This window comes from Bradyrhizobium arachidis, assembly GCF_015291705.1.
GTDB lineage: Bacteria > Pseudomonadota > Alphaproteobacteria > Rhizobiales > Xanthobacteraceae > Bradyrhizobium > Bradyrhizobium arachidis.
In genome coordinates, this window is sequence record NZ_CP030050.1 from 8,496,733 (window position 1) to 8,517,736 (window position 21,004).

General features: G+C 64.3%; 19 protein-coding genes. 6 read left to right on the top strand and 13 right to left on the bottom strand.

Translation table 11 applies throughout. From position 1 onward, the window contains the following. Positions 1-10: 10 nt before the first annotated feature. The 3 genes from WN72_RS40075 to WN72_RS40085 all read left to right on the top strand — a co-directional run bounded on the left by WN72_RS40075 (position 11) and on the right by WN72_RS40085 (position 2,664). Positions 11-979 carry a Bug family tripartite tricarboxylate transporter substrate binding protein gene (locus WN72_RS40075; RefSeq protein WP_167380983.1) on the top strand — a complete coding sequence of 323 codons (969 nt, stop codon included), beginning with the start codon at positions 11-13 and terminating at the stop codon, positions 977-979. A 242-nt stretch (positions 980-1,221) separates the two neighbouring features. Then, a complete protein-coding gene (locus WN72_RS40080; RefSeq protein ID WP_092217635.1) occupies positions 1,222-1,758 on the top strand; it encodes a VOC family protein in 537 nt (178 codons plus the stop codon). A gap of 93 nt (positions 1,759-1,851) precedes the next feature. Beyond that, a complete protein-coding gene (locus WN72_RS40085; RefSeq protein WP_092217634.1) occupies positions 1,852-2,664 on the top strand; it encodes a class I SAM-dependent methyltransferase in 813 nt (270 codons plus the stop codon). Between the two features lie 10 nt (positions 2,665-2,674). On the opposite strand, the gene WN72_RS40090 is transcribed toward WN72_RS40085, so the two are convergent. Next, positions 2,675-3,640: a GlxA family transcriptional regulator gene (locus tag WN72_RS40090; protein WP_092217633.1), complete on the bottom strand. Its 966-nt coding sequence runs from the start codon at positions 3,638-3,640 to the stop codon at positions 2,675-2,677. 266 nt (positions 3,641-3,906) lie between these two features. On the opposite strand from WN72_RS40090, the gene WN72_RS40095 reads away from it, so the two are divergent. After that, on the top strand, positions 3,907-4,200 hold the full coding sequence (locus WN72_RS40095; RefSeq protein WP_092217632.1) for a hypothetical protein: 294 nt from the start codon (positions 3,907-3,909) through the stop codon (positions 4,198-4,200). 128 nt (positions 4,201-4,328) lie between these two features. After that, positions 4,329-4,733: a hypothetical protein gene (locus WN72_RS40100; RefSeq protein WP_027562596.1), complete on the top strand. Its 405-nt coding sequence runs from the start codon at positions 4,329-4,331 to the stop codon at positions 4,731-4,733. 111 nt (positions 4,734-4,844) lie between these two features. Here the strand turns inward: WN72_RS40100 and WN72_RS40105 are convergent, their stop codons facing one another. The 9 genes from WN72_RS40105 to WN72_RS40145 all read right to left on the bottom strand — a co-directional run bounded on the left by WN72_RS40105 (position 4,845) and on the right by WN72_RS40145 (position 14,178). Next, complete coding sequence (locus tag WN72_RS40105) at positions 4,845-6,413, bottom strand: L,D-transpeptidase (protein WP_092217631.1); 1,569 nt, start codon at positions 6,411-6,413, stop codon at positions 4,845-4,847. 224 nt (positions 6,414-6,637) lie between these two features. Next, positions 6,638-6,856, bottom strand: coding sequence for a hypothetical protein (locus tag WN72_RS40110; protein WP_092217630.1), 219 nt, complete (start codon positions 6,854-6,856; stop codon positions 6,638-6,640). A 156-nt stretch (positions 6,857-7,012) separates the two neighbouring features. Then, positions 7,013-7,708: an ABC transporter ATP-binding protein gene (locus tag WN72_RS40115; protein WP_014497636.1), complete on the bottom strand. Its 696-nt coding sequence runs from the start codon at positions 7,706-7,708 to the stop codon at positions 7,013-7,015. After that, positions 7,708-8,478: an ABC transporter ATP-binding protein gene (locus WN72_RS40120; RefSeq protein ID WP_027562593.1), complete on the bottom strand. Its 771-nt coding sequence runs from the start codon at positions 8,476-8,478 to the stop codon at positions 7,708-7,710. Before WN72_RS40120 ends, WN72_RS40115 begins: the two co-directional genes overlap by 1 nt. After that, positions 8,475-9,767, bottom strand: coding sequence for a branched-chain amino acid ABC transporter permease (locus WN72_RS40125; RefSeq protein WP_027562592.1), 1,293 nt, complete (start codon positions 9,765-9,767; stop codon positions 8,475-8,477). Before WN72_RS40125 ends, WN72_RS40120 begins: the two co-directional genes overlap by 4 nt. After that, positions 9,764-10,711: a branched-chain amino acid ABC transporter permease gene (locus WN72_RS40130; RefSeq protein WP_092217629.1), complete on the bottom strand. Its 948-nt coding sequence runs from the start codon at positions 10,709-10,711 to the stop codon at positions 9,764-9,766. The genes WN72_RS40125 and WN72_RS40130 overlap by 4 nt, the downstream gene beginning before the upstream one ends. Before the next feature lie 119 nt (positions 10,712-10,830). After that, positions 10,831-12,063 carry a branched-chain amino acid ABC transporter substrate-binding protein gene (locus tag WN72_RS40135; protein WP_027562590.1) on the bottom strand — a complete coding sequence of 411 codons (1,233 nt, stop codon included), beginning with the start codon at positions 12,061-12,063 and terminating at the stop codon, positions 10,831-10,833. A gap of 245 nt (positions 12,064-12,308) precedes the next feature. After that, positions 12,309-12,671 carry a hypothetical protein gene (locus tag WN72_RS40140; RefSeq protein WP_143130690.1) on the bottom strand — a complete coding sequence of 121 codons (363 nt, stop codon included), beginning with the start codon at positions 12,669-12,671 and terminating at the stop codon, positions 12,309-12,311. 46 nt (positions 12,672-12,717) lie between these two features. Then, positions 12,718-14,178: a lipopolysaccharide biosynthesis protein gene (locus WN72_RS40145; protein ID WP_092217627.1), complete on the bottom strand. Its 1,461-nt coding sequence runs from the start codon at positions 14,176-14,178 to the stop codon at positions 12,718-12,720. A gap of 343 nt (positions 14,179-14,521) precedes the next feature. On the opposite strand from WN72_RS40145, the gene WN72_RS40150 reads away from it, so the two are divergent. Next, positions 14,522-15,589 carry an endo-1,4-beta-xylanase gene (locus tag WN72_RS40150; RefSeq protein ID WP_092217626.1) on the top strand — a complete coding sequence of 356 codons (1,068 nt, stop codon included), beginning with the start codon at positions 14,522-14,524 and terminating at the stop codon, positions 15,587-15,589. 15 nt (positions 15,590-15,604) lie between these two features. On the opposite strand, the gene WN72_RS40155 is transcribed toward WN72_RS40150, so the two are convergent. The 3 genes from WN72_RS40155 to WN72_RS40165 form a co-directional block, all read right to left on the bottom strand. Beyond that, on the bottom strand, positions 15,605-16,555 hold the full coding sequence (locus tag WN72_RS40155; RefSeq protein WP_167380982.1) for a DUF6492 family protein: 951 nt from the start codon (positions 16,553-16,555) through the stop codon (positions 15,605-15,607). A 95-nt stretch (positions 16,556-16,650) separates the two neighbouring features. After that, entirely contained in the window at positions 16,651-17,445 is a 795-nt protein-coding gene (locus tag WN72_RS40160; protein WP_092217625.1) for a protein-L-isoaspartate O-methyltransferase family protein, read from the bottom strand. Further along, a complete protein-coding gene (locus tag WN72_RS40165; RefSeq protein WP_092217624.1) occupies positions 17,442-20,912 on the bottom strand; it encodes an ATP-binding protein in 3,471 nt (1,156 codons plus the stop codon). The genes WN72_RS40160 and WN72_RS40165 overlap by 4 nt, the downstream gene beginning before the upstream one ends. Positions 20,913-21,004 lie beyond the last annotated feature (92 nt).

Here is a 21,004-nt window from a genome sequence, read left to right on the forward strand (position 1 = left end):
GAATGCCATTATGATGCTGCGCACCGTCACGCTTTCGTTTCTCGCATTGCTGTCGGCGACGTTGCCGTCGCATGCCGAAGACCCTGCCGCCTACCCCACCCGCAAGATCCGCATGCTGCTGCCTTACGCGGCCGGCGGTGGCGGCGACGTGATCGGCCGGCTGCTCGCCGACAAGATGGGCAAGACGCTCGGGCAGAGCATCTATATCGAGAACCACACCGGTGCTGCCGGCACGCTCGGCACGCAGATGGTCGCGACATCAGCGAATGACGGCTACACCATCACCGTCGGCGGCATGACCACGCACGTGCTGGCGCCGGCGATCTATCCAAAGCTGCCCTACGATTCGATCAAGGACTTTACGACCATCGGCCGCATCGGTACGTCCTCGATCATGCTGGTGGCGGCCAAGGACTTTGCCGCCAACGACATCAAGGGGCTGATTGCCCTTGCGAAGAAGGGCGAGCCGATCCAGTACGGTAGCTGGGGGATCGGATCGACCGGGCAATTTTGCGCGGAGATCCTGATGCAGCAGACCGGCATCAAGATGGAGCACGTGCCGTTCAACGGCATCGCCAAGCTCGCCGGCGATTTGCTCGGCGGTCATATCTCGCTGGCGACGCTCGACATGGCGACCGCAACGCCGCTGGTGAAGGACGGCTCGATCAAGGCACTGGCCGCCTGCGGCGAGCGCTCGCCGAGCCTGCCGGATGTTGCAACCTACCAGGAGCAAGGCGTACCGTTCGACCGCAGCCTGTCGTGGGCGATGTATGCGCCCGCGCGCCTTGCGCCGCCGATCGCCGCGAAGCTGTCGGCGGCGCTCAAGGACGCGCTCGGCGATGCCGAGGTGAAGGAGAAGCTCTTGGGCCTCGGCATCACGCCGCAATTCGTGCCCGGCGACGAACAGCGCGACATCAACGCCCGCGACATCGCGGCCTGGAAGCAGGTTGCCAAGGACGCCGGCATCGAGGTGAAGTGAATAGCAAAGCTATTGCATGTGAAGACAAACGTGACGGGAGACTCGCGTGCGGCCATCCTTCGAGACGACCGCTACGCGGTCTCCTCAGGATGAGGTCCCGTTGTGCGGCGGGATATCAGACCCTCATGGTGAGGAGCCCGCAAGGCGGGCGTCTCGAACCATGCAGGCCCCGCTCGTCCAGCGGCCTCCCGCTGTCACATGCGATAGCCTAGAGTGACTAGGTTGAGAACAGGAGCGCGGGCATGAGCCGCATCTTTGGCGCGGTGCGCCAGAACGGATATGTGGTGCGGGACATCCAGGCCGCGATGAAGCACTGGATCGAGGTGATGGGCGTCGGTCCCTGGTACTACATGGACCGCGTCAAGACCGACTGGTTCCGCCATCGCGGCCAGGATTCCGCGGTGGAGATGAGCATTGCGCTGGCGAACTCAGGCGATCTCCAGATCGAGCTGATCCAGCAGCGCAACGACGCGCCCTCGCTCTACAAGGAATTCCTCGACGCCGGCCACGAAGGCCTCCAGCACATGTCCTACTGGAGTCACGACTATCAGTCGCTCTACGACAAGGCGATCGGGCTCGGCTACAGGATCGGCCACGAGGGTCAGATCGGCGGCGACAAGGGACACTTTGCCTATTTCGACACGCAGGCCCATCCGGGAACGATCATCGAGATCTCCGACATCAGCGGCACCAAAGGGCCGTTCTTCGAAAAAGTCCGGCAGGCGGCGTTGAGCTGGGACGGTACGCGGCCGATCCGCGAGGTCGTAGCAAGATCGTAGGCGCTTTCGCCGGCGGGGTCACCTCGCTGCTGGCGCGGTAGAGCGCAATCTGTGGTACATCAGCCTCGTGTCCGAACCTTCAGCGAGGCAAGCATGTCCAGCACTGACAAGGTTTTTGCCGGATCGATTCCAAAAATCTACGACGAATATCTGGTCCCGATGATCTTCTCCGTCTATGCGGAGGACATCGCAAGACGCGTCGCGGCGCGCTCGCCCTCCGTGCTGCTCGAGATCGCCGCGGGCACCGGTGCGGTCACGCGCGCAGTCGCGGCGGCGCTGCCGCGCGGCATCCGTTATGTCGCGACCGATCTGAACGAGCTGATGCTCGCGGTCGCGGCGAAGCGGCAAGGCGACGATGACCGCATCACCTGGCGCCAGGCGGACGGCATGGCGCTGCCCTTTGGCGATGCCGAGTTCGACGTGGTCTGCTGCCAGTTCGGCGCGATGTTCTTTCCGGACCGCGTCAAGGCCTACGGCGAAGTGAAGCGCGTGCTGAAGGACGACGGCACGTTCGTGTTCAACGTGTGGGACCGCATCGAGGACAATGTGCTCAGCGACGAAGCAACGGCCGCGCTCGCCAGGATGTTTCCCGACGACCCGCCCCGTTTCATGAGCCGAACGCCGCACGGCTATCACGACAAGGCGCTCATCAGATCCGACCTCGAGCGTGCCGGCTTTCGCGACATCTCGATCGAAACGCGAACTGAAACCGGCCGCGCGCCGTCGGCGGAATATGCCGCGACCGCGCTCTGCCAGGGCACGCCGCTGCGAAGCGAGATCGAGGCCAGGGATGCGAGCAAGCTGCAGGCCGCGACGGATCTCGTTGCCGCAGAACTCCGGTCGCGCCACGGCTCCGGCGCGGTTGACGGCAAGATCCAGGCGATCGTGATCGAAGCGCGGACGTAGGCGCGGACCGTCAGCGCAGGTTCGCACGAAGCTCGCGCACGCCGCGTCCGAGGCGCTCCCGCAACAGCGTCCGGAGCGTCGCGCCATCCTCGTAACCGACCTCGGCGGCGATCGCATCGACATCGAGACTGCTGCCATGGAGCAGCGACTGCGCGCGCTCGACCCTGAGGTCCTGGAAGTAGGACAGCGGAGACTTGCCGAGCACCGCCTCGCAGCGGCGCTGCAAGGTTCGCGCGCTGGTCGCAAGTGCGCTTGCGGCCTCCTGCAACGAAAAACCCTGCTTCAGATGCTCGCGGGCCCAGCGTTCGAATCGCTGGATGAGCGGATCGGCCTGCGCCAGATGATTGGGAATGATGAACGGCGCCTGCAGGGAGCGCAGGTCGGCCAGCAAATAACGCGACACCACGGCGGCAAGCTCGGGACTGGCCTGACGTATGAACCACAGCGCGAGATCGAGATGCCCCATGGCAGCGCCCGCCGTGACGACGCGATCCGACGTCACCAGCATGCGTTTCTCATCGAGCCTGACGTTCGGATAGCGCTGACGGAACAGCGGTGACAGCCACCAGGTGGTCGTCGCTCCCTGTCCATCGAGCAGCCCCGCCTCCGCAAGCACGAACGTCCCGATGCAGGACGCGGCGATGCGCGCGCCATTGGCGTACCAGGACTGGAGCTGCTCCACCGCCTGCCTGACGTCGCGGCGGTCAAGCGCCGGAATCAACTGTTCCGGCCGACTTGTATTCAACGCCGGTACGATGACCCAGTCCGGCTTCAGGTCGGGCGTCACGGGTTTGACGGGGAGCGCAAAGCCCTGCCCGGAGCGGACTTTTCTCCGCACGCCGACGATCGACACGTCGAAATGGGGCGCACCACCCGCCTGGGCGGCCGCGAAATTGTTGGCGATCGTGAATGCATCGAGCGTCACGGTCAGCCCGGTGTCCCAAAATCCCTCGAGGGCGAGCAACGCGATGTGCATGGCGGAAATGCTCTCAAAGTTGTCGTTTACGACAATACCGCTGATGCGGAGGGCGGCTTAGCTTGGTCCCCATCGGCGCTCGGTCCGAAGCCCACACCGCGAGCGAGAGATAGTCGTAGCAATCTGAGAAAACAACGTTTTTGCGGACGATCGGCACGATTATCGATGGCGTAAATGCCTCCAAAGATGGCGTTTTCGCCCCTCTTTGCGGAGCCTTCGGACTGGACGCCGCCCCTTGACGAGCACCAATCCAAAAGGAGAGCCCCATGAAAATCATCGCCATCGGCAACATCACCAAAGCGCCGACGCCGGAGCAGCGGCAGCAGATCATGCTGCGGGAAGTGCCGGCTACGTTGAAGCATTATCTCGACGGGAAGATCGAGCAGTTCTGGTTTCGCCAAGACAAGCCCGGCGTGGTCTTCCTGATGAACGTCGAGTCCCTCGAACAGGCCAAGGCGACCGTGGAGGCACTGCCACTCGTGACCGACGGTTTCTGCACCTACGAGCTGATGCCGGTCGGCCCGCTCGCGCCGCTGGGTCTTCTGATCCAGGGCAAGTGAATCAAGGCAAGTGACCACGCGCCGGACCTGCGCCTGACATTCGAGCCTGCATCGCCGCCGCGCGGCGGCGATGCAGCACGCACTCTATGTGGTTGAACAGCGTAAACCTCAGGGCAAGGAGAATACGAATGAAGCCTACGCTCGCTGCCGTCTTGGTGACTTTGATCCTCTGCCTGGCATCCGCGGTCCCGGGACGCGCGCAGTCACCGACACCGCCGACACCAACCACCCGAATTCTTGCGATCGGCACGATCAACCCCGGCGCCGATGCCGCCGCCGCGCGCGCGATCCTGCCGAAGGAAGTGCGGGAGACGGTGAAGCTCTATCTCGAGGGCAAGATCGACCAGTGGTACTCGCTGCAAGATCGCGTCGGCGTCGCGTTCATCCTGAACGTCACGGATGTCGCGGCTGCTCACGACATGCTCGAAAAGCTGCCCTTGGGCGAAGCTCATCTCATGCGCTTCGAGCTGATCCCGCTCGGCCCGCTCAATCCGCTTCGACAGCTGCAGGGCATGTCGACGGGGTCACCCTAAAGCGCGATGAGATTTGGATGAATTCATCATCGCGCTTCAGGTTGTCGTTTACGCATGATCTTTCCGGAAAACAGCTTCGCACTTTTCAGGATCATGCTTTAGAGCGCTCTGCTACCAGAAGCTCCGCGGCATCGGCTGCGCCGGCTGATAATATTGATACTGGCCGCGGCGACGCGGATTGACGGGCTGCGGGTTCGGCTGCTGGAAGAAGAAGCCGAAACCGTTGCCGCCGTTGCCGCCATTGTCCCAGTAGCCGTCATCGCTGGCAACGGCCATCGGCGGCGCGGTCGGCTTGCGCGTGATGAAGCCGCCCTGCGGATGGTTGCTCAGCACCGCGACGAACTCGGTGCGGTAGTTGGTCTCGCTGCTCAGCGGCTCGTCCGAGATGATGATCGACGAGCGCGGCAATGCGGTCGGCCCGATGCGATCCCACACCTCCTGCGGGATGGTGATGCGGTCGAGCGCGTTTTTGGCATTGTCGCCGTCGTCGATCGTGACCACGCTCCAGCGCAGGCCGGTGCCGTTCCTCGCCATCGACGTGAAGATGTGCGTGCCGAGCGGCTGGTCGGGATTGCGGATCGTGACGGGGACCTCGATGCTGGTGTCGAACACCTCGCCGCCGCCGTCCGGCGCCGGCTTGTGCGTGTTCCGCCGCACATAGAGTTTCTGCGTCGAGCGGCTGATGTAGACCGAGACCGGTTCGAGCGCGAGCTTTGCGTCGAGTTCCGCCTTGACGGCATCGGCCTTCCTGGCCGCCGCGACCTTCGCGGCTTCCTTGGTGGCGGCGGCGGCATCGCGCTTCGGCTGCGCGGCGGCCTTGGCGGCATCGAGCTGGGTTGCCGCATCGGCAGCCTTGGCAGCCACCTTCTGCTTCAGTTCCTCGGCCTTTGCCTTGGCCTGGTCGGTCTTGGCATTCGCAATCAGCTTGTCGGCATAAGCGTTCTCACCGTCGGCGCGGGTCTTCTGCTGCTCAAGCTTGCGCAGCGTCGCCGGAAGCGATTGCGCCTCTTTCGCCGCTGCGGTGGCGGCCTTTTTGGTCTCGTCGGCAGCGCGCGTCGCCTCCTCGGCTTCAGCGGAGAGCTTGCCGATACGGCCTGGGGCCGCCGCGATGGCCTCCGGCTTCGGCACGAACAGCGAGGGGTGGGAGAAATCGACCGGGGCTGCGTCGTTCGGCGAGATGATCACCCGCATTCCGATGTTGGTCTTGTCGAACAGGCCCTCGGCGAAGTTGAAGGGCATGCGTACGCAGCCGTGCGAGGCGGCATAGCCGGGCAGTGGCCCGCCATGCAGCGCGATGCCGTTCCAGGTGATGCGCTGCATGTTCGGCATCCAGGCATCGTCATACATGGTCGAATGGTGGTCCTTGTCCTTCTCGATGATGGCGAAGACGCCGGCCGGCGTCTCGCGGCCGGTGGTGCCGGTCGAGACCGGCGCGCGCAGGATCCAGCCGTCCGCATCGTAGAAGGTGACCTGCTGGCTCTTGATCGACACGATCGCCATGATCGGCTCGCCGGCCTCGCGCGGCGCCACCGCCTCGGCCACCTGGCGGGCCTGCTTGGCCGCGTCGGCGCTGGCAGTCAGCCCGGTCAGGGCGGCGATCGTCGCGAGCGCAACAAGTCCGGGAGTCCGCCAACGCCGCGTCGCCATCGTGGATTGCGCCGTCGTCATCTGGTCTTTCATGCCATACCCCGGTCCAATGCCAGTCCGTGCCTGTGTGTCGATCGCATGTCAGATTGCGATCTGTGGATTAAGAATTCGCGGCCACCTTGCGTTCCGTATCTGGCGATATTCGGTCCGGTCCGGCGGCAAATCTCTCATATACGACGGCCCGGAAAGGCGGAAGATGGCCCGGGGCCGGGGCTGGTCCGGGGCTGGCGTCGAATCACTGCGGCAGAATGTCCGGGCTAATGGGTCCGGCGTCCGATCAGCCGGGTCATTGCAGCGCCGAACTGGCCGAACAGCGCAAAGACCATGAGCGGCAGAGCACGCGCTGCGGCCTGCGCAGCCGGCTCATGCTGCATGATCAGCAGCACTGCGAACACGGTGAGGCTCAGGAGCGCGCAGATGAGAGCTGCGGCAAGACCCAGCTTGCGCAAAACGGAGGCAAAGTCGGTGACGGTCATGACCTGAACCGGGCGAAGGTGAACACATCTGTGCTAGCCCCGCTGGAGGCCGCACGATGTGACCCTCATCACACAGAGCTGTGTCATACGGCTGCCATGCCGGCAGCCCGGGTACTCGCTATCGGAACGCCAGCGGATGTCTCGTCCTGTGGGGCGTCAGACTTCGAGCCACTCTTGCCGCACGGCGGCGTTGGCTTTGAGCTCATCGGGCGTGCCTTCGAAGACGACGCGGCCGTGGCCCATGATGTAGACGCGCTTCGAAATCCGCATCGCGATCGACAGCTTCTGCTCGACGAGCAGGATCGCGACACCGGCCTGTGCGATGCGCGCGATGAGATCACCGACCTGCTGCACGATCAGCGGCGCGAGGCCTTCGGTCGGCTCGTCGATCATGATGAGATCCGGATCGCCCATCAGCGTGCGGCAGGTCGTGAGCATCTGCTTCTCGCCGCCGGACAGCACGCCTGCGGCCGTATCAGCCCGCGCGGCGAGATTGGGGAACATGTCGAGCATGTCCTGCAGCCGCCACTTGCCGGGACGGCGCGTGTCCTTGACCCCGAGCAGCAGGTTCTGGCGAACCGTCAGGCTCGGAAAGATGTCGCGATGCTCAGGGACATAGCCGAGGCCGAGCCGCGCGATCTTGTAGCTCGGAAGACCCGCGATGTCCTTGCCCTTGAAGCGGATCGTGCCTTGCGGCGCGACCTCGCCCATGATCGCCTTGACCGTGGTGGAGCGGCCGACGCCGTTGCGGCCGAGCAGGCTCACGACCTCGCCGGCGGCGACGTCGAGATCGACACCCTGGAGAATGTGGCTCTTGCCGTAATAGGCGTGGAGATCCCTGACCTCGAGCATCAGTGCGCTTCCTCGCCGAGATAGGCTTCCTTGACCTTCGGGTCGCGCCGGATCTCTTCCGGCGTGCCCGAGGCGATGATGTGGCCGTAGACCAGCACGGAGATGCGGTCGGCCAGACCAAACACGACGCTCATGTCGTGCTCGACGATGACGAGGGTCTTGCCCTCGGTCAGCCGGCGGATCAGCGACACCGCGCGATCGGTTTCGGCATGGCTCATGCCGGCGGTCGGCTCGTCCAGCATGACGACCGTGGCGCCGCTCGCGATGGTGATGCCGATCTCGAGCTCGCGTTGCTCGGCGTAGGTGAGAAGCCCAGCCGGAACGTCGCGCCGATGCGTCAGATGGATGTCGTCCAGGATCTGCGCGGTACGCTCGCGCACCTCAGGCAGGCTGTCGACGTTCTTCCAGAAGGCGTAGCGATGCCCCGTCGCCCATAGCACGGCGCAGCGGACGTTCTCCCAGACCGACATCCGGGCAAATACGTTGGTCACCTGGAACGAGCGCGACAGGCCGCGCCGGTTGATCTCGAAGGGCCGTAAGCCCGAGATCAGGTCGCCATTCAGCCTCACCTCGCCCGCGGTCGGCTTGATGTGGCCGCTGATCAGGTTGAACGTCGTGGACTTGCCGGCGCCGTTCGGGCCGATGATGGCATGACGCTCGCCTTGGGCGACGCTGAGGTTCAGGTCGCGGATGATGCCGACATTGCCGAAGCGCTTTTCGACGGCGCGGACTTCGATGGCTGCGCGCTTTCCAGATACCGCTCCGCTCATGCGAGATACCCCCGGTCACGGGCGACCGTCGCAGCCCTGTCCCACGCGTCCGCGATTCGCCGCCAGGTCAGCCGCGCGACGAAGGCGCCGCCGATCACGAGAACCGCGGCAGCGACCCAAGTCACCGGTGATGTCGGCTTGAAGCCGATCCCGAACAGGTTGATGACTTCCCCGCCCGAATAGCGCGCGATGGTCTCGATCGTGAGAATGATTCCGCAGGCGAGTGCCACGGTCGGCACGACAGCGACGAGATAGGACGGGATCACCGTCCACAGCGTTCCGGCGCGCACCAGCGGACGGTGCATCATCACCAGGCCCGCGATACCGCCCGGCGAGAACATCACGATGCCGATGAAGATGATGCCGAAATAGAGCTGCCATACGCTGGTGACACTGGTCAGCCCGAGCTGGAGGTACGTCACCAGGATCGCGCCGAGGATCGGGCCGAAGAAATAGGCGGTGCCGCCGATGAAGGTCGAGAACAGCACGAGGCCGGACTGGATCGCGCCGAGATAGGCGGAGTTGGCGATCTCGAAATTGATCGCGGCAAGACTGCCCGCGACGCCGGCAAAGAATCCGGCAAAGCAGAAGGCGAGATAGCGGACGACGTGCGGATCATAGCCGATGAACTGGACGCGCTCCGGATTGTCGCGGACGGCATTGCTGATCCGGCCGAGCGGCGTCCGGGTCAGCGCGTACATCGCGATCGCCGACAGCACCAGCCAGAACGCGATGAGGTAGTAGACCTGAAGCTGCGGCCCGAACGACCAGCCGAACATTTTTGGCAGCGCGGTGCGGTCCGTGGTGATGCCAGACTCGCCGCCGAACACCGAGCGCAGGATCAGCGAGGACGATGCGACCAGCTCGCCGATGCCGAGCGAGATCATCGCAAAGACAGTGCCGGCGCGCTTGGTCATCACCCAGCCGATGATGATCGCAAAGACGAGGCCGCCGAGCCCGCCGAACAGCGGAATGAACGGCAGCGGGATCGGCCAGCCGTGCGAGACCACGGCGTTCATCATGTGGCAGGCGGCGAAACCACCGAGGCCGTAATGCACGGCATGGCCGAATGACAACAGCCCGGTCTGGCCGAGCAGGATGTTGTAGGACAGCGCAAAGACGATCGCGATGCCGATCAGGCTGAACGACGTTAGCGAGCCGCCGGAGGAGAAGACGATCGGCAGGACGATCAGCGCGGCAATGCCGATCAGCCAGACGCCGTAGAAGCGCAGGCCGTCGCCGGCGGGCTTGTCTGCAATCTTGGATGTCGAGGTCTTCGTGGTGGTCATGACTCGCGCGTCCCCATCAGGCCCATGGGGCGTACGATCAGAATGATCACCAGCAGAAGGTAAGGCACGATCGGCGCGACCTGGGCGATCGTGACGTTCCAGACGTCGGTGAGGACGGACGGCCCCGCCGACGGATCGAGCGGGCCGAAGGCGCTGGCGAGCGAGCCGTTCAGCGCGACAGCAAAAGTCTGCACCAGGCCAATCACCAGTGAAGCGACGAAGGCGCCGGGCAAGGAGCCGAGGCCACCGAACACGATGACCACGAACAGGATCGGCCCTAACGCCGCGGCCATGTCGGACTGCGTCACCAGGGCGGGACCGGCGATGACGCCGGCAAGGCCGGCGAGCGCGCTGCCGACGCCGAATACCACCATGAACACACGGCCGACGTTGTGGCCGAGATGCCCGACCATGTGCGGATGGGTCAGCGCCGCCTGCACAATCAGGCCGACGCGGGTGCGCTTGAGCACGATCAGCAGCGCGATGAAGATCACGACCGACACGGCCAACATGAAGAGCTTGTAGGCGGGATAGTTGGTCGAAAAGATCGTGAAGGCGGGGAAATCGAGCAGCGACGGCACGCGGTAGTCGACCGGGCTCTTGCCCCAGATCATCGACACGATCTCTTCGATCGCGAACGCGAGACCGAAGGTCAGCAGCAGTTCGGCGACATGGCCGTGCTTGTGGGTATTGCGCAGGCCGTAACGCTCAACGGCCATGCCGATGGCGCCGACCAGCAGCGGCGCCAGCACCAGTGCCGGCCAGAAGCCGATCCACTTGGTGAGCTGGAAGCCGAAGAAGGCGCCGAGCATGTAAAAGCTGGCATGGGCGAAGTTGAGGACGCCCATCATGCTGAAGATGACGGTGAGCCCGCTCGACAACAGGAAGAGCAGCATGCCGAACAGCACGCCGTTCAGGGTCGAAATGACAATGAGTTCAAGCACAGCGCACTCATGGATATCCGGGGCCTGATGACCCCGGTGAACATCGCCCAATCAAGAATCGTCCGGCTGCCGTCACCCCGCAGCCCATGATGGCCGCGGGACAACGACAAGCTCAGTGATTACGGCCGCGCCATCTTGCAGGTGGTGGAGACCATCGCCTGCGGCGTGTCGATCTTCGACACCAGATGCCAGCCCCAACCGGTGCTCTCCTCGTCGAACGGCTCGCTCTCGGTCAGCTTGCCGAAGGAGGAGATGTAGATCGGCTGCAAGAACTGGTGGTCGTCCTTGCGCATGATGCCCTGGCCACCATCGAGGACCTCGAACTTCAGATCCTCAAGCGCCGCTGCGACCTTCACGGGGTCGATCGAGTTGGCCTTCTCGGCCGCCGCCTTGAACATGCGCATCTCGTTGACTGCGCGCGGATACCACAGCGACAGATTGACCTTGGCGCGGAACGCCTTCTCATAGTCCATCGCAGCCTTGTTGCCGGAATTCGCAAAGCCTTCGGTGATCTGGAAGACCTGATGATCCAGACCGGTCTGCTTGACGGCAGTTGGACCGCCGGCGCCACCGGCATAATAAGTATACCAGTTGACCTTCAGACCGGCATCAGCCGCGGCCTTGAGCAGCAGCGCAAAATCCTGGCCCCAATTGCCGGTGACGACGCTGTCGGCGCCGGACGCCTTGATCTTGGCGATATAGGGCGAGAAATCGGTGACCTTGAGCAGCGGATGCAGCTCGTCGCCGACGATCTGGATATCAGGACGCTTGGCGCCCAGCATCTTGCGCGCATCGGTGCGTACCGACTGGCCGAACGAATAGTCCTGGTTGATCAGGTACACCTTTTTGATCGACGGGGTGTCCTTCATGTAGTTGGTGAGCGCTTCCATCTTGATGTCGGAGCTCGCATCCCAGCGGAAATGCCAGTAGCTGCACTTCTCGTTGGTCAAGCTCGGATCGACGGCGGCGTAGTTGAAGTACAGGACCTCCTTGCCGGGATTGCGCGTATTGTTCTTGGTGACGAAGTCCGAGAGCGCGGCGGCGACGGACGAGCCGTTGCCTTGCGTGATGTAACGCACCCCGGCATCGATCGCCTTCTGGGCCTGCACCAGGCTCTCCTGCGGATTGGTCTTGTTGTCGAGCCCGATGATCTCGATCTTCTTGCCGAGGATGCCGCCCTTGGCGTTGAGCTCGTCGGCCAGATACTGGAAGGTCTTCAGACCACCCTCGCCGACGCTGGCACCGCCGCCGGAGAGCGGATCGATATAGCCGATCTTGATGGTGTCCTCGGCCGACGCTGGTTGACCGAGCATCGGGGCGATCACGGCAATGGCCAATGTGAGCTTGCGCATTGTTTGTTTCCTCGCTGGCTATCGACTTTAGTCGATGGGCTTTTTGCGCATGTTGCAGCGCAATTTCAAACCCCTAATGAGCAGAACGAACTTTGCTTTTCAAGCGCGACAGGGCATGGCTCCGGCCGCCGCTATGAAATGTGATCCGGCCGGCCAACCCGTCCTCAGCATTCCGCGACAAGGAATAGAACGCAAGGGGAAACTCGCATGCGGCGGACGGCGGTACCGCGGAAGATGCTCTCCACCTAAAGCCGGTCGATCGGATCCGTGCTGTCCGGCACATCCGTCCCTGTCGCCAGAATGGAGCAGGCAACCGCCGCGAGCGGCGCGGCTAATCCGAATGTCCAGGCTCCGAACCCTCCAAAGACAATGGCCAATGCCAGGCTCGATGCGACGAGTGCGCTGATCCCGGCGACGACCGCACGCTCCCAGGCGCGCGCATCCTTCAGCGCGCCGTCAATGACGGCGCAAAGAAGAAATGGCAGCAGTTCGACGAGATAGATCGCAGGCTGCGGCCACCACCACCTTTCGGCATGTCTCACAAGCAAATAGAAGCCGAGATGCGTCGCCGCGGGACCGAGCAGACCGAAGATCGCAATCCGGATCACATATCGTCGCATGCGTCAGATCTGCCTCCGGTTGCCATGAGCCCGGCTAGACCCCCAGCGCTTTCCGGTTGAACGTCCGCACGAAGCGCAGCGACAGCGTCCGCACGAAGCGCAGCGACAGCGTCCGCACATTGGCGACGTTCAGCAGCCAGGCCGTCGCGGCATAGGCAAGGCCGCCGGCGAGACTGACGATGATGAGAGAGACGGGGCCGGTGCCGCCGGCTTGCGATCGCGCGATAAGGATTGCAGCGGCCATTACGGCGGCGGAGGCGGCAACGCCGGCGAGGCGGTTGAAGTCGAACGGGACCGGATGGGCGCGGCGCATCAGCACGACGGCGACGAGGAAGCCGACGGCCTCGGTCACAAGCGTCGCCAGTGCCGCACCGTAGAGGCCGTAGCCGGCGACCAGGACGAACATCAGCGCTACGCTCAGAACGAGCGTAAGGAAGGACTGCGCCGCCAGCATGAACGGCCGCTCGGCGAGCTGGAAGCTGATCTGGACATAGAACTGGTTGGCGATGCCGAAGAAGCGCGCGAGCACGAGGGTCGGCAGCAACGCCGACACGCCGGCGCGGAAGTCGACGCCGACGAGCGTGCCGGCGACCTGGTCGGCCGCGAGCGCAAGCCAGACCGCGACCGGCGCGACGACGACAAGCAGCAGCTCGAGACTTTCGGTCAACCGCTCCCGCGTCGTCTCCTTGTTGTTCTCGGACAGTGACCGGAACACCAGCGGTACGGTCGCCGCGGCAACGCTGGAGGCGATCATGACCATGAACTGACGCGGCAGATCGGCGGCGACGCCGAAAATGCCGGCAGCGTCCTTGCCGAGGAGATAAGCCACAATGAGTCGGTCGCAGGCGGAATAGACCGCGACGGACAGTCCGGCCAGCGTCAGCGGCAGCCCGTAGCGCGCCAGCTGCATGAACTGGCTGCGCTGGAAGCCTGCGATCTTGGTGCGGTCGCCGACAAGGTTGAGAATGATGCCGGTGAGCGAACCGAGGCCGAAGGCCGCAAGCAAGCCGAGGCCGCCCCAGCCGAGCCAGATGCCGACGAGGCCGAAGCCGACGCTGGAGACGCTGCGCACGATCGAGATCGCGGCGAACCGATAGGGGCGCAGCTTGGCGCGCTCGAACTCCTGGCCGACATCGACTGCATTGGCCATGATCGCGACGAACATGCTGGCGAGCAGCAGCTCGACGCTGAGATCGCTGCGGAACAGGAACACCAGCGGCGTGGTGGCGCAGAGCACCGCTGCCGTCAGCGCAAAAGCGACCATCGCCGTGCCGCGGAAATCCACCTCCGCCGACATCGCCTGATAGCGCGACACCGACAGCTTGATCCAAGCGAAGAAGATCGCGCCCAAAATGCCGGCCAGGCTGATGCCGACGACATAGACACCGTATTCCGCAGGCGTCAGCAGCCGCGTGTAGGCCGTGACGGCAAAGAAGCCCACCGCCGCAGGCAGGATATAGGCGACGAGATAGATCGAGAAATGGCGGTTCAGCATTGCAGGACCGTTGGGATGATGACGGCCGTTAAATCAATGGGCCTTGCGGGGCGAATGAATTGCGCCGCAGCATCTCGCAAGAGTGTCACATAAGTCTGGAGATCGGGCGGCGAATGAGGGTTTGACACCGCTTTCACCCGTTAGCGTTAAATTTGCCCTTTCGCTGAAGCGGTTTTCGCCATCACGAATGAAACCATGATCCAGGCTGGCACATCGGCCCCAGCGTCACGTGCATCGACGCAACAGGCATCCGGCAAGGGTTAACCCAACAACAGGAAATCCCCGGCGTCGCAGGGCGACGCTTGGTACCATAGCGCGTTGGTTCCCAAAGGAAGATTCCGACGTGACCAGGCTCGACAGACGCGAATTTCTTCTCGGCGGCGCCGCAGCACTGGCGGCGGGTGCAACGGCATCGGCCGCGCCGGCGTCAAAGCTCGCCCAGCGCCGTCCCGGCTATGGCGCAGCCGCGACACTGTGGGACCTGCAAGCCGATCCGCGGCTTGGCGAGGCCATCAGCACCTATTGCACCCAGGTGGTGCCGGTGCTCGAGCTGAAATGGCCGATGATGCGGCCGGATGCGCATACGTTCGCGTTCGAACGCGCCGACGCCATCTATGAATTCGCGCAGAAGAACGATCTGACCATGCGCGGCCACGCCCTCGCCTGGTATCACGACATTCCGGACTGGACCAAGCAGATCAAGGACGCCAAAGGCGTCGAGCGCGCCTATGTCGATCACATCGGCACCGTCGTCTCCTATTACAAGGACAAGCTGACGTCGTGGGACGTCGTCAACGAGCCGATCCCCGACAATCCCCGCAGTGTGAAGGACCGGCGCGACACGTTCTGGACGCAGCATCTCGGCGAGCGCTGGATCCCGCTGGCCTTCCGCACGGCGGCCGCGGCCGATCCCTTCGTCAAGCTCGCGATCAACGAATACGACATCGAATCGGCGAAGGACTCGTTCATCGCCAAGCGCGCGGCGTACCGCACCCTGATCATGGACCTGCTCGACCAGGGCGTGCCGCTGCATGCAGTGGGCCTGCAATCGCATCTGCATGCCGAGCTCGAGATCGATACGCACGGCCTCGCCGAGTTCGTCACCGAATTGCGCTCGTGGGGGCTCGAGGTGTACGTCACCGAGCTCGACGTCGACGATCAGAAGCTGGCGGGCAGTCCGGCAGAGCGCGATGCCATCGTCGCCAAACGCGTCGATGATCTCCTGACGGCGATCTCGACCAGCGGCCCGGTGCGCTCGATCCTGACCTGGGGCATATCCGACCGCTACAGCTGGATCAACGGCGTCTTCGCCCGCAAGGACAAGCAGCCGAACCGGCCCTTGCCGCTCGACGGCGAGTTCAAGCCAAAACCGTTCATGGACGTCATCAGCAAGTTCACGAAGGAAGTTTGAGGGCGGCGGCAGCGCTTAGCGCGTCTTCGGCACTTCGAATTCCGCCGCATCGCCGATGTGATCCGGCGACAGACTCGGGCCGCGGCGATCGCGCGAACTGAAGCAGAACACGTCGCGGATGTCGTCGATCGAGGTCGACGAATAGGACTGGATGCACAGCGCAACCTGCTCCGGCGAAGCGGCCCGCATCATCGCTTCGATCGCGGCGCGGTCGAGGCAGGTGTCGTCCCAATGCGAGACGGCGATGCTGTCCTCGGTGACCTGATGCCTCGCCAGATGTTCCGGCGAGTTCGCGACGAAGTTTCCGTAAAGCAGGTATTCGGAGAACTTCTTCTTCCGGCACAATGCCAGCGCCCAGCTCAGGCCCGTCGCCGACTTGATGGCGGCGGTCATCGCCCGCGCGCTGTCCTTGTCCCAGACCAGCGCGTTGCCGACATAGTCGTCTGCGGGGAAGGACCGGTCCTTGATGCCGAGGAGCAGGTCGACGGTGCGCAGCCACAGCACATGCAAGGGGTGACTAGCGTCGATCCCTTTGCGCGTGACGAACAGCGGCGTCTTCTCGCCGCCGGCATACTGGCCGACGTCGAATTCGCGGAAGAACAGATTGTCGGAGTCCAGAATGCAGACGCGCTGCTCGGGCGCGTTGAGGACGCCGGCGATCTTCAGGATCTGCTGGATGTGCCAGCCGTGCACGGGCGACGATAGCAGCGACAGCCAGACCCTGCGGCTGCTGATGAACTGAAGCGCTGGCGGCAGCGCGAACAGCCATTTCGGCAAATAACGTGAGGCCGGAACGATGACGCGCTTGTCGGACGCGAACCGTTCGAACAGCGGCACGTCCTCATCGTTAACAAGAACATAATGCCGCGTGTATCCCGTCAGCCACGTGTCGATGCTCTCGCTGAGCAGCGAGAAGCGTTCGATATCCTTGGCATAGCTGGCAGTCAGCAGTGCAACGGAATGCATGGAGTGCGCCCGAATGGCCATCAAGCCGCAGTCATACAAGCGGTGCGAGACATTGGAAACTTGGATTCGCAATCAAGGTAAAATGAAACGAATTGTTAGCCATCCGAGGGCAGTCCCTGCTCTATCCTCCGAAACCGCAGCGGCGAAAGCGCGGAGGCGCGCTGCCACCAGTCCGCGACGCGGTCGTCGAGCGCGGTCATACCTCGGCCCAGGCCGGGATAGATCCGAATCTGCTGCACCGCCTCGGCTTCGAAGCCTTTGCCCTTGCGCGTGATCTTGATCGCGGCACCTTCGCGGTCCCGCTGGGTCAGCGGCACCAGGAGGCGGCCACGCGGGCGGAGCGACTGGAGCCAGAGCGGATGCGGATGCGAGAAACCGGCGTGGATGATGATCACGTCAGCTGGTTCACGGATCTCCTCGCAACCGTCGCCATGAAACACGATGACGTTGTGATAGCGGCGCAGGAAGCTCGCAGCGCGGTACGCCAGAACCTTATCGCAATCGACCGCCATCACGCGCCCTTTCGGGCCGACCATCTTCGACAGTATCGCGGAGTAATAGCCGAGCCCGCAGCCGATCTGCACGACGCGGTCCTTCTCCTTGATGTCGAGCACGTCGATGAAATGCGCCCACAGGCTCGGCAGACCCACGTCCAGCTTGCGGCGCGCGTCGATCGCGACCAGCACATTGTCATAGAGATGAACCGGATCGGCATCGGGCGTCAGCCGGTAGCTCCGCGCTGCCTCGCTCTTGACGCGCCACGGCCCTCTGGCCAGAAAATCCTCGCGCGGGACGGCAGCCAGTGCTTCGAGCAAGCGCGGTGAGGAAATCCGCTCGCGCTTCGCAATCATCGCGACGTAACGCGCACGCGCGGCGGCAAGGTCATTCATCGCACGGGATCAGCCGGTTCGCGCACGGGTACGTCCGCGCCGAGCTCGTTGACGAGCTGCATCGCCTGCTTCAGGTCGGGCGTATAAAAGCCCTCGCTGAACTTGCCGACGATCGGCACGAGCAGGAGGCTTGCATGCTCGCGCTTGCCGGCCTCGTGCGACAGGCGCGCGAGGCTGACGGCGGTGCGGAGCTCCCAGGACAGCGCGCCCTGCTTGCGCGCGGTCTCCAGCGACAGCGCGAACAGATCCTCGGCCTCCTGCACCGAGGCCGGGTCGCGGTCGAGCAGCGTGATCTCGCCTTGCAGGCGGTAGACCTCGGCGAGGTAGGAGTGATCGCCGGTCCGCCGCGCGGTCGCGAGCGCGCCGTCCAGCGCGCGCAAGGCGGCCTCGCGCATCCCGACCTTGGCATAGGCTTCCGCCAGCAGGCAGCGGAACCAGCAGCCGGCGAGCCAGGAATCCATCGCCTCGTATTCGTCGAGGCCGAAGCGCATCTGGCTGATGCCTTCGTCGGCCTCGCCGAGCTGCGCCAGCGCCCAGCCGCGCAGGATCGCGGCCTGCTGCTTCCAGTGCAGGAAATTGTGCTCGGTGGCGATGATCATGGCGCGGTTGGCATAGTCGCGCGTGCCCTCGATATCGCGCAGATGCTGGCAGAGATAGGCGCCGAACACGAGCGCGAAGGCGAGCGAGAAGGGATGGCGGATCTTCTCCGCATGCAGGATCGCCTGCTCGCTGTGCTGGCGCGCCGCGTCGGGCCGGCCGAGGAACCACAGGAGGTAGCCGAGATAGGACAGCGAGACGACGCCGGGATCGGTGCCGTGCCGCTCCATCAGATCGGAGTGCAGGTCGGGGCTGTAGAGGTTGATGCAGCGGTGCAGATGATGCTGGGACGCGGCAAAGCGGCCGCGATAGAGCATGGTCATCGCGATCGAGCGGTGCGCCTCGATCAGATAGCCGGTCTGCTGCGCCGGGTGGGTCCGGTCGTTGAGCCGCTCGCGCTTGGCGAATTTCAACAGCTCGACGCTGAGATCGTGCGCGCGGGTGAGGTCAGCGCGGATGAAGTGACACACCCAGAGGCCGCGCGTGGCGGCGAAGGCCTTTTCCTCGTCGTCGAGCTGCTGGCCGAGCTCGAGCGCGCGGGTGTAGTTCTCCTCGACCTCCTGCACCGCATAGCCCTTGGCCGCGATCAGCGCGTTGCCGAGCGCGATGCGCAGCTCGAGCTCCATCTCGTCGGCGCCCTGCATGCGCGCATTCGCCTGCACGACGCTGAGGCCGCGCCGGAGATGGCCGATTGCCTCCAGATTGGCGCCGCTCTTGGCCGCCTGCTTGCCGGCCTTGAGCCAGAAGCTGGCGGCGCCCTCGCTCTGGCCCGATTCGGTCAGGTGGTGGGCGAGCAGCTCCGGCTCGCGCTCGGTCTTCTCCGGATACATTTCGCCCAGCACCTGCGCGATGCGGGAATGCAGCTTGCGCCGCTCGCTGTGCAAGAGGCTCGCATGCGCGGCGTTCTGGATCATCACATGCTTGAAGGAGTAGAGCGCATCGGGCGGATGGCCGCGGCGCATGATCAGCCCCGCTTCTTCCAGATGATTGAGCGCGGCCTCGATCTGCTCGGCCGGCGTATTGGCGACCGCGTGCAGCGTCTCGTAGGAGAACTCGCGGCCGATGGTGGCGCCGATCTGCGCGATCCGCTTGAACGGCCCCATCCGGTCCAGCCGCGCCATCAGCGAGTCGGTCAGCGTTGCCGGGATCGCGAGCTGCCGCCACGGGCCCGACAGCACGTAGCGTCCGTGCCGTTCGGTCAACAGGTTGGATTCGAGAACGGTCTTGGTCAGCTCCTCCAGGAACAGCGGTACGCCGTCGGTCTTGACGATGATCTCCTCGACGACCTCCTTGGGAAGCTCCCTGCCGGCGACGCGCTCAACCAGCGTCGTGCGGAGCTGGCGGCTCAGGCGGTTCAGCACCAAGGTGGTGATATGCGAATGCGCGTTCCAGCTCGGCTGGAATTCGGAGCGCGCGGTGATGATGACCAGGACCGGCCGGTTCTGCACCCGATCGACCAGAAGGTCGATCACCTCGCGCGAGGTCGGATCGATCCAGTGCAGATCCTCGAACGCGATCACCAGCGGCATCTCGCGCGCAAGGCCAAGGAAGTGATTGACCAGCGCCGCGACCGTCGCGTCCTTCTGCTGCTGCGGCGACAGCTCGAGCGGGGGATAGCGATCGCCGGTCGGAATCGACAGCAGCCCGGCGAATAGCGGCGTGACCTGCTCGATGTCGCCATGGGCGGCGGCGATCGCGGTCTCCAGGTTCGCGAGCGACAGCGCGGAAGCATCCTCGCGGTCGAGGCCAAGCGAGAATTTGAGCTGCTCGGCAAACGGATAGAACGCGGTGGAGGTGTAATAGGGCGAGCACTGGAACGAGACCTGGCCATGGCGGTCGCCCGAGATCCGTTCGAAGATCTCCTGGATGATGCGCGACTTGCCGATGCCGGGCTCGCCGAACTTGACCACGACCTGGCCGTCGCCGTCCTTGGCCTGCTGCCAGCGGCCCATCAACAGCGCGATCTCCTCCTCGCGGTTGACGAGCGGCGTCAGCCGGCCGCCCATGGCGGCGGCAAAGCGGGTCTCCACCCGCGTGGCGCGCACCACGTGCCAGGCCTGCGCCTTCTCCGAGATGCCCTTCAGGACATGGACGCCGAGATTGCGGTAGTCGAATTTCCCCTTCAGCAGCGAATGGGTGGAGGAGGAGATCACGACGCCATTGGGCGGCGCCAGGGCTTGCAGGCGCGCGGCGAGATTGACGGTCTCCCCGACCGCGGAGTCGCGCTCCTCGGTGCCCTGTCCGACGAGGTCGCCGACCACGACGAGCCCGGTCGCGATGCCGATGCGGACGGCGGGCGAGTGGGTGAGCGCCCCGCGCGGCTCGATCGCGCGCGCGGTCGAGAGCACGCGCACGATCTCGAGCCCGGCACGCACCGCGCGCTCGGCGTCGTCCTCATGCGCGGTCGGATAACCGAAATAGACCAGAATGCCGTCGCCGACGAAGCGTGCGGCGAAACCTTCGTAATGCTTCACCACGCGGACGCAGGTTTCGCGAAAACTCGCGATCATGTCGCGCACGTCTTCCGGATCGAACTGCACCGAGAGCGAAGTTGAATCCACCATGTCGCAGAACATGGTGGTGAGCTGGCGCCGCTCGGCGCCGACTTCCGTCCGTGCTTGCGGGCGCGCCGCTGGCGCCGGCGTCTCCGCGGTTTCCGCCTTGAACAGCGCGGCCATCGCCCGCTGGAGCCGCTTGCGATCGCCGAGCGGCAATCCGAGTCCGACCAGATCCGATTCGGTCAGATCCGGCATGACATCGAGATCGAGGCGGTGCTGCGCGAAGAGATCGCTGTAATGGCCGAGGCCAATGGCCTCGAGCCAGCGCTTCAGCCCGCCTTCCGCCCCGATGTCCGGCTCGTTCTCCAGCATGGTGATTTCTGCCCGACCCTCACTCCGTCGAAGGGCTTTGGGTCCCTCAACCACAGATTTTGGGGCCCGAACTTCACCTCAGACTGGACGCG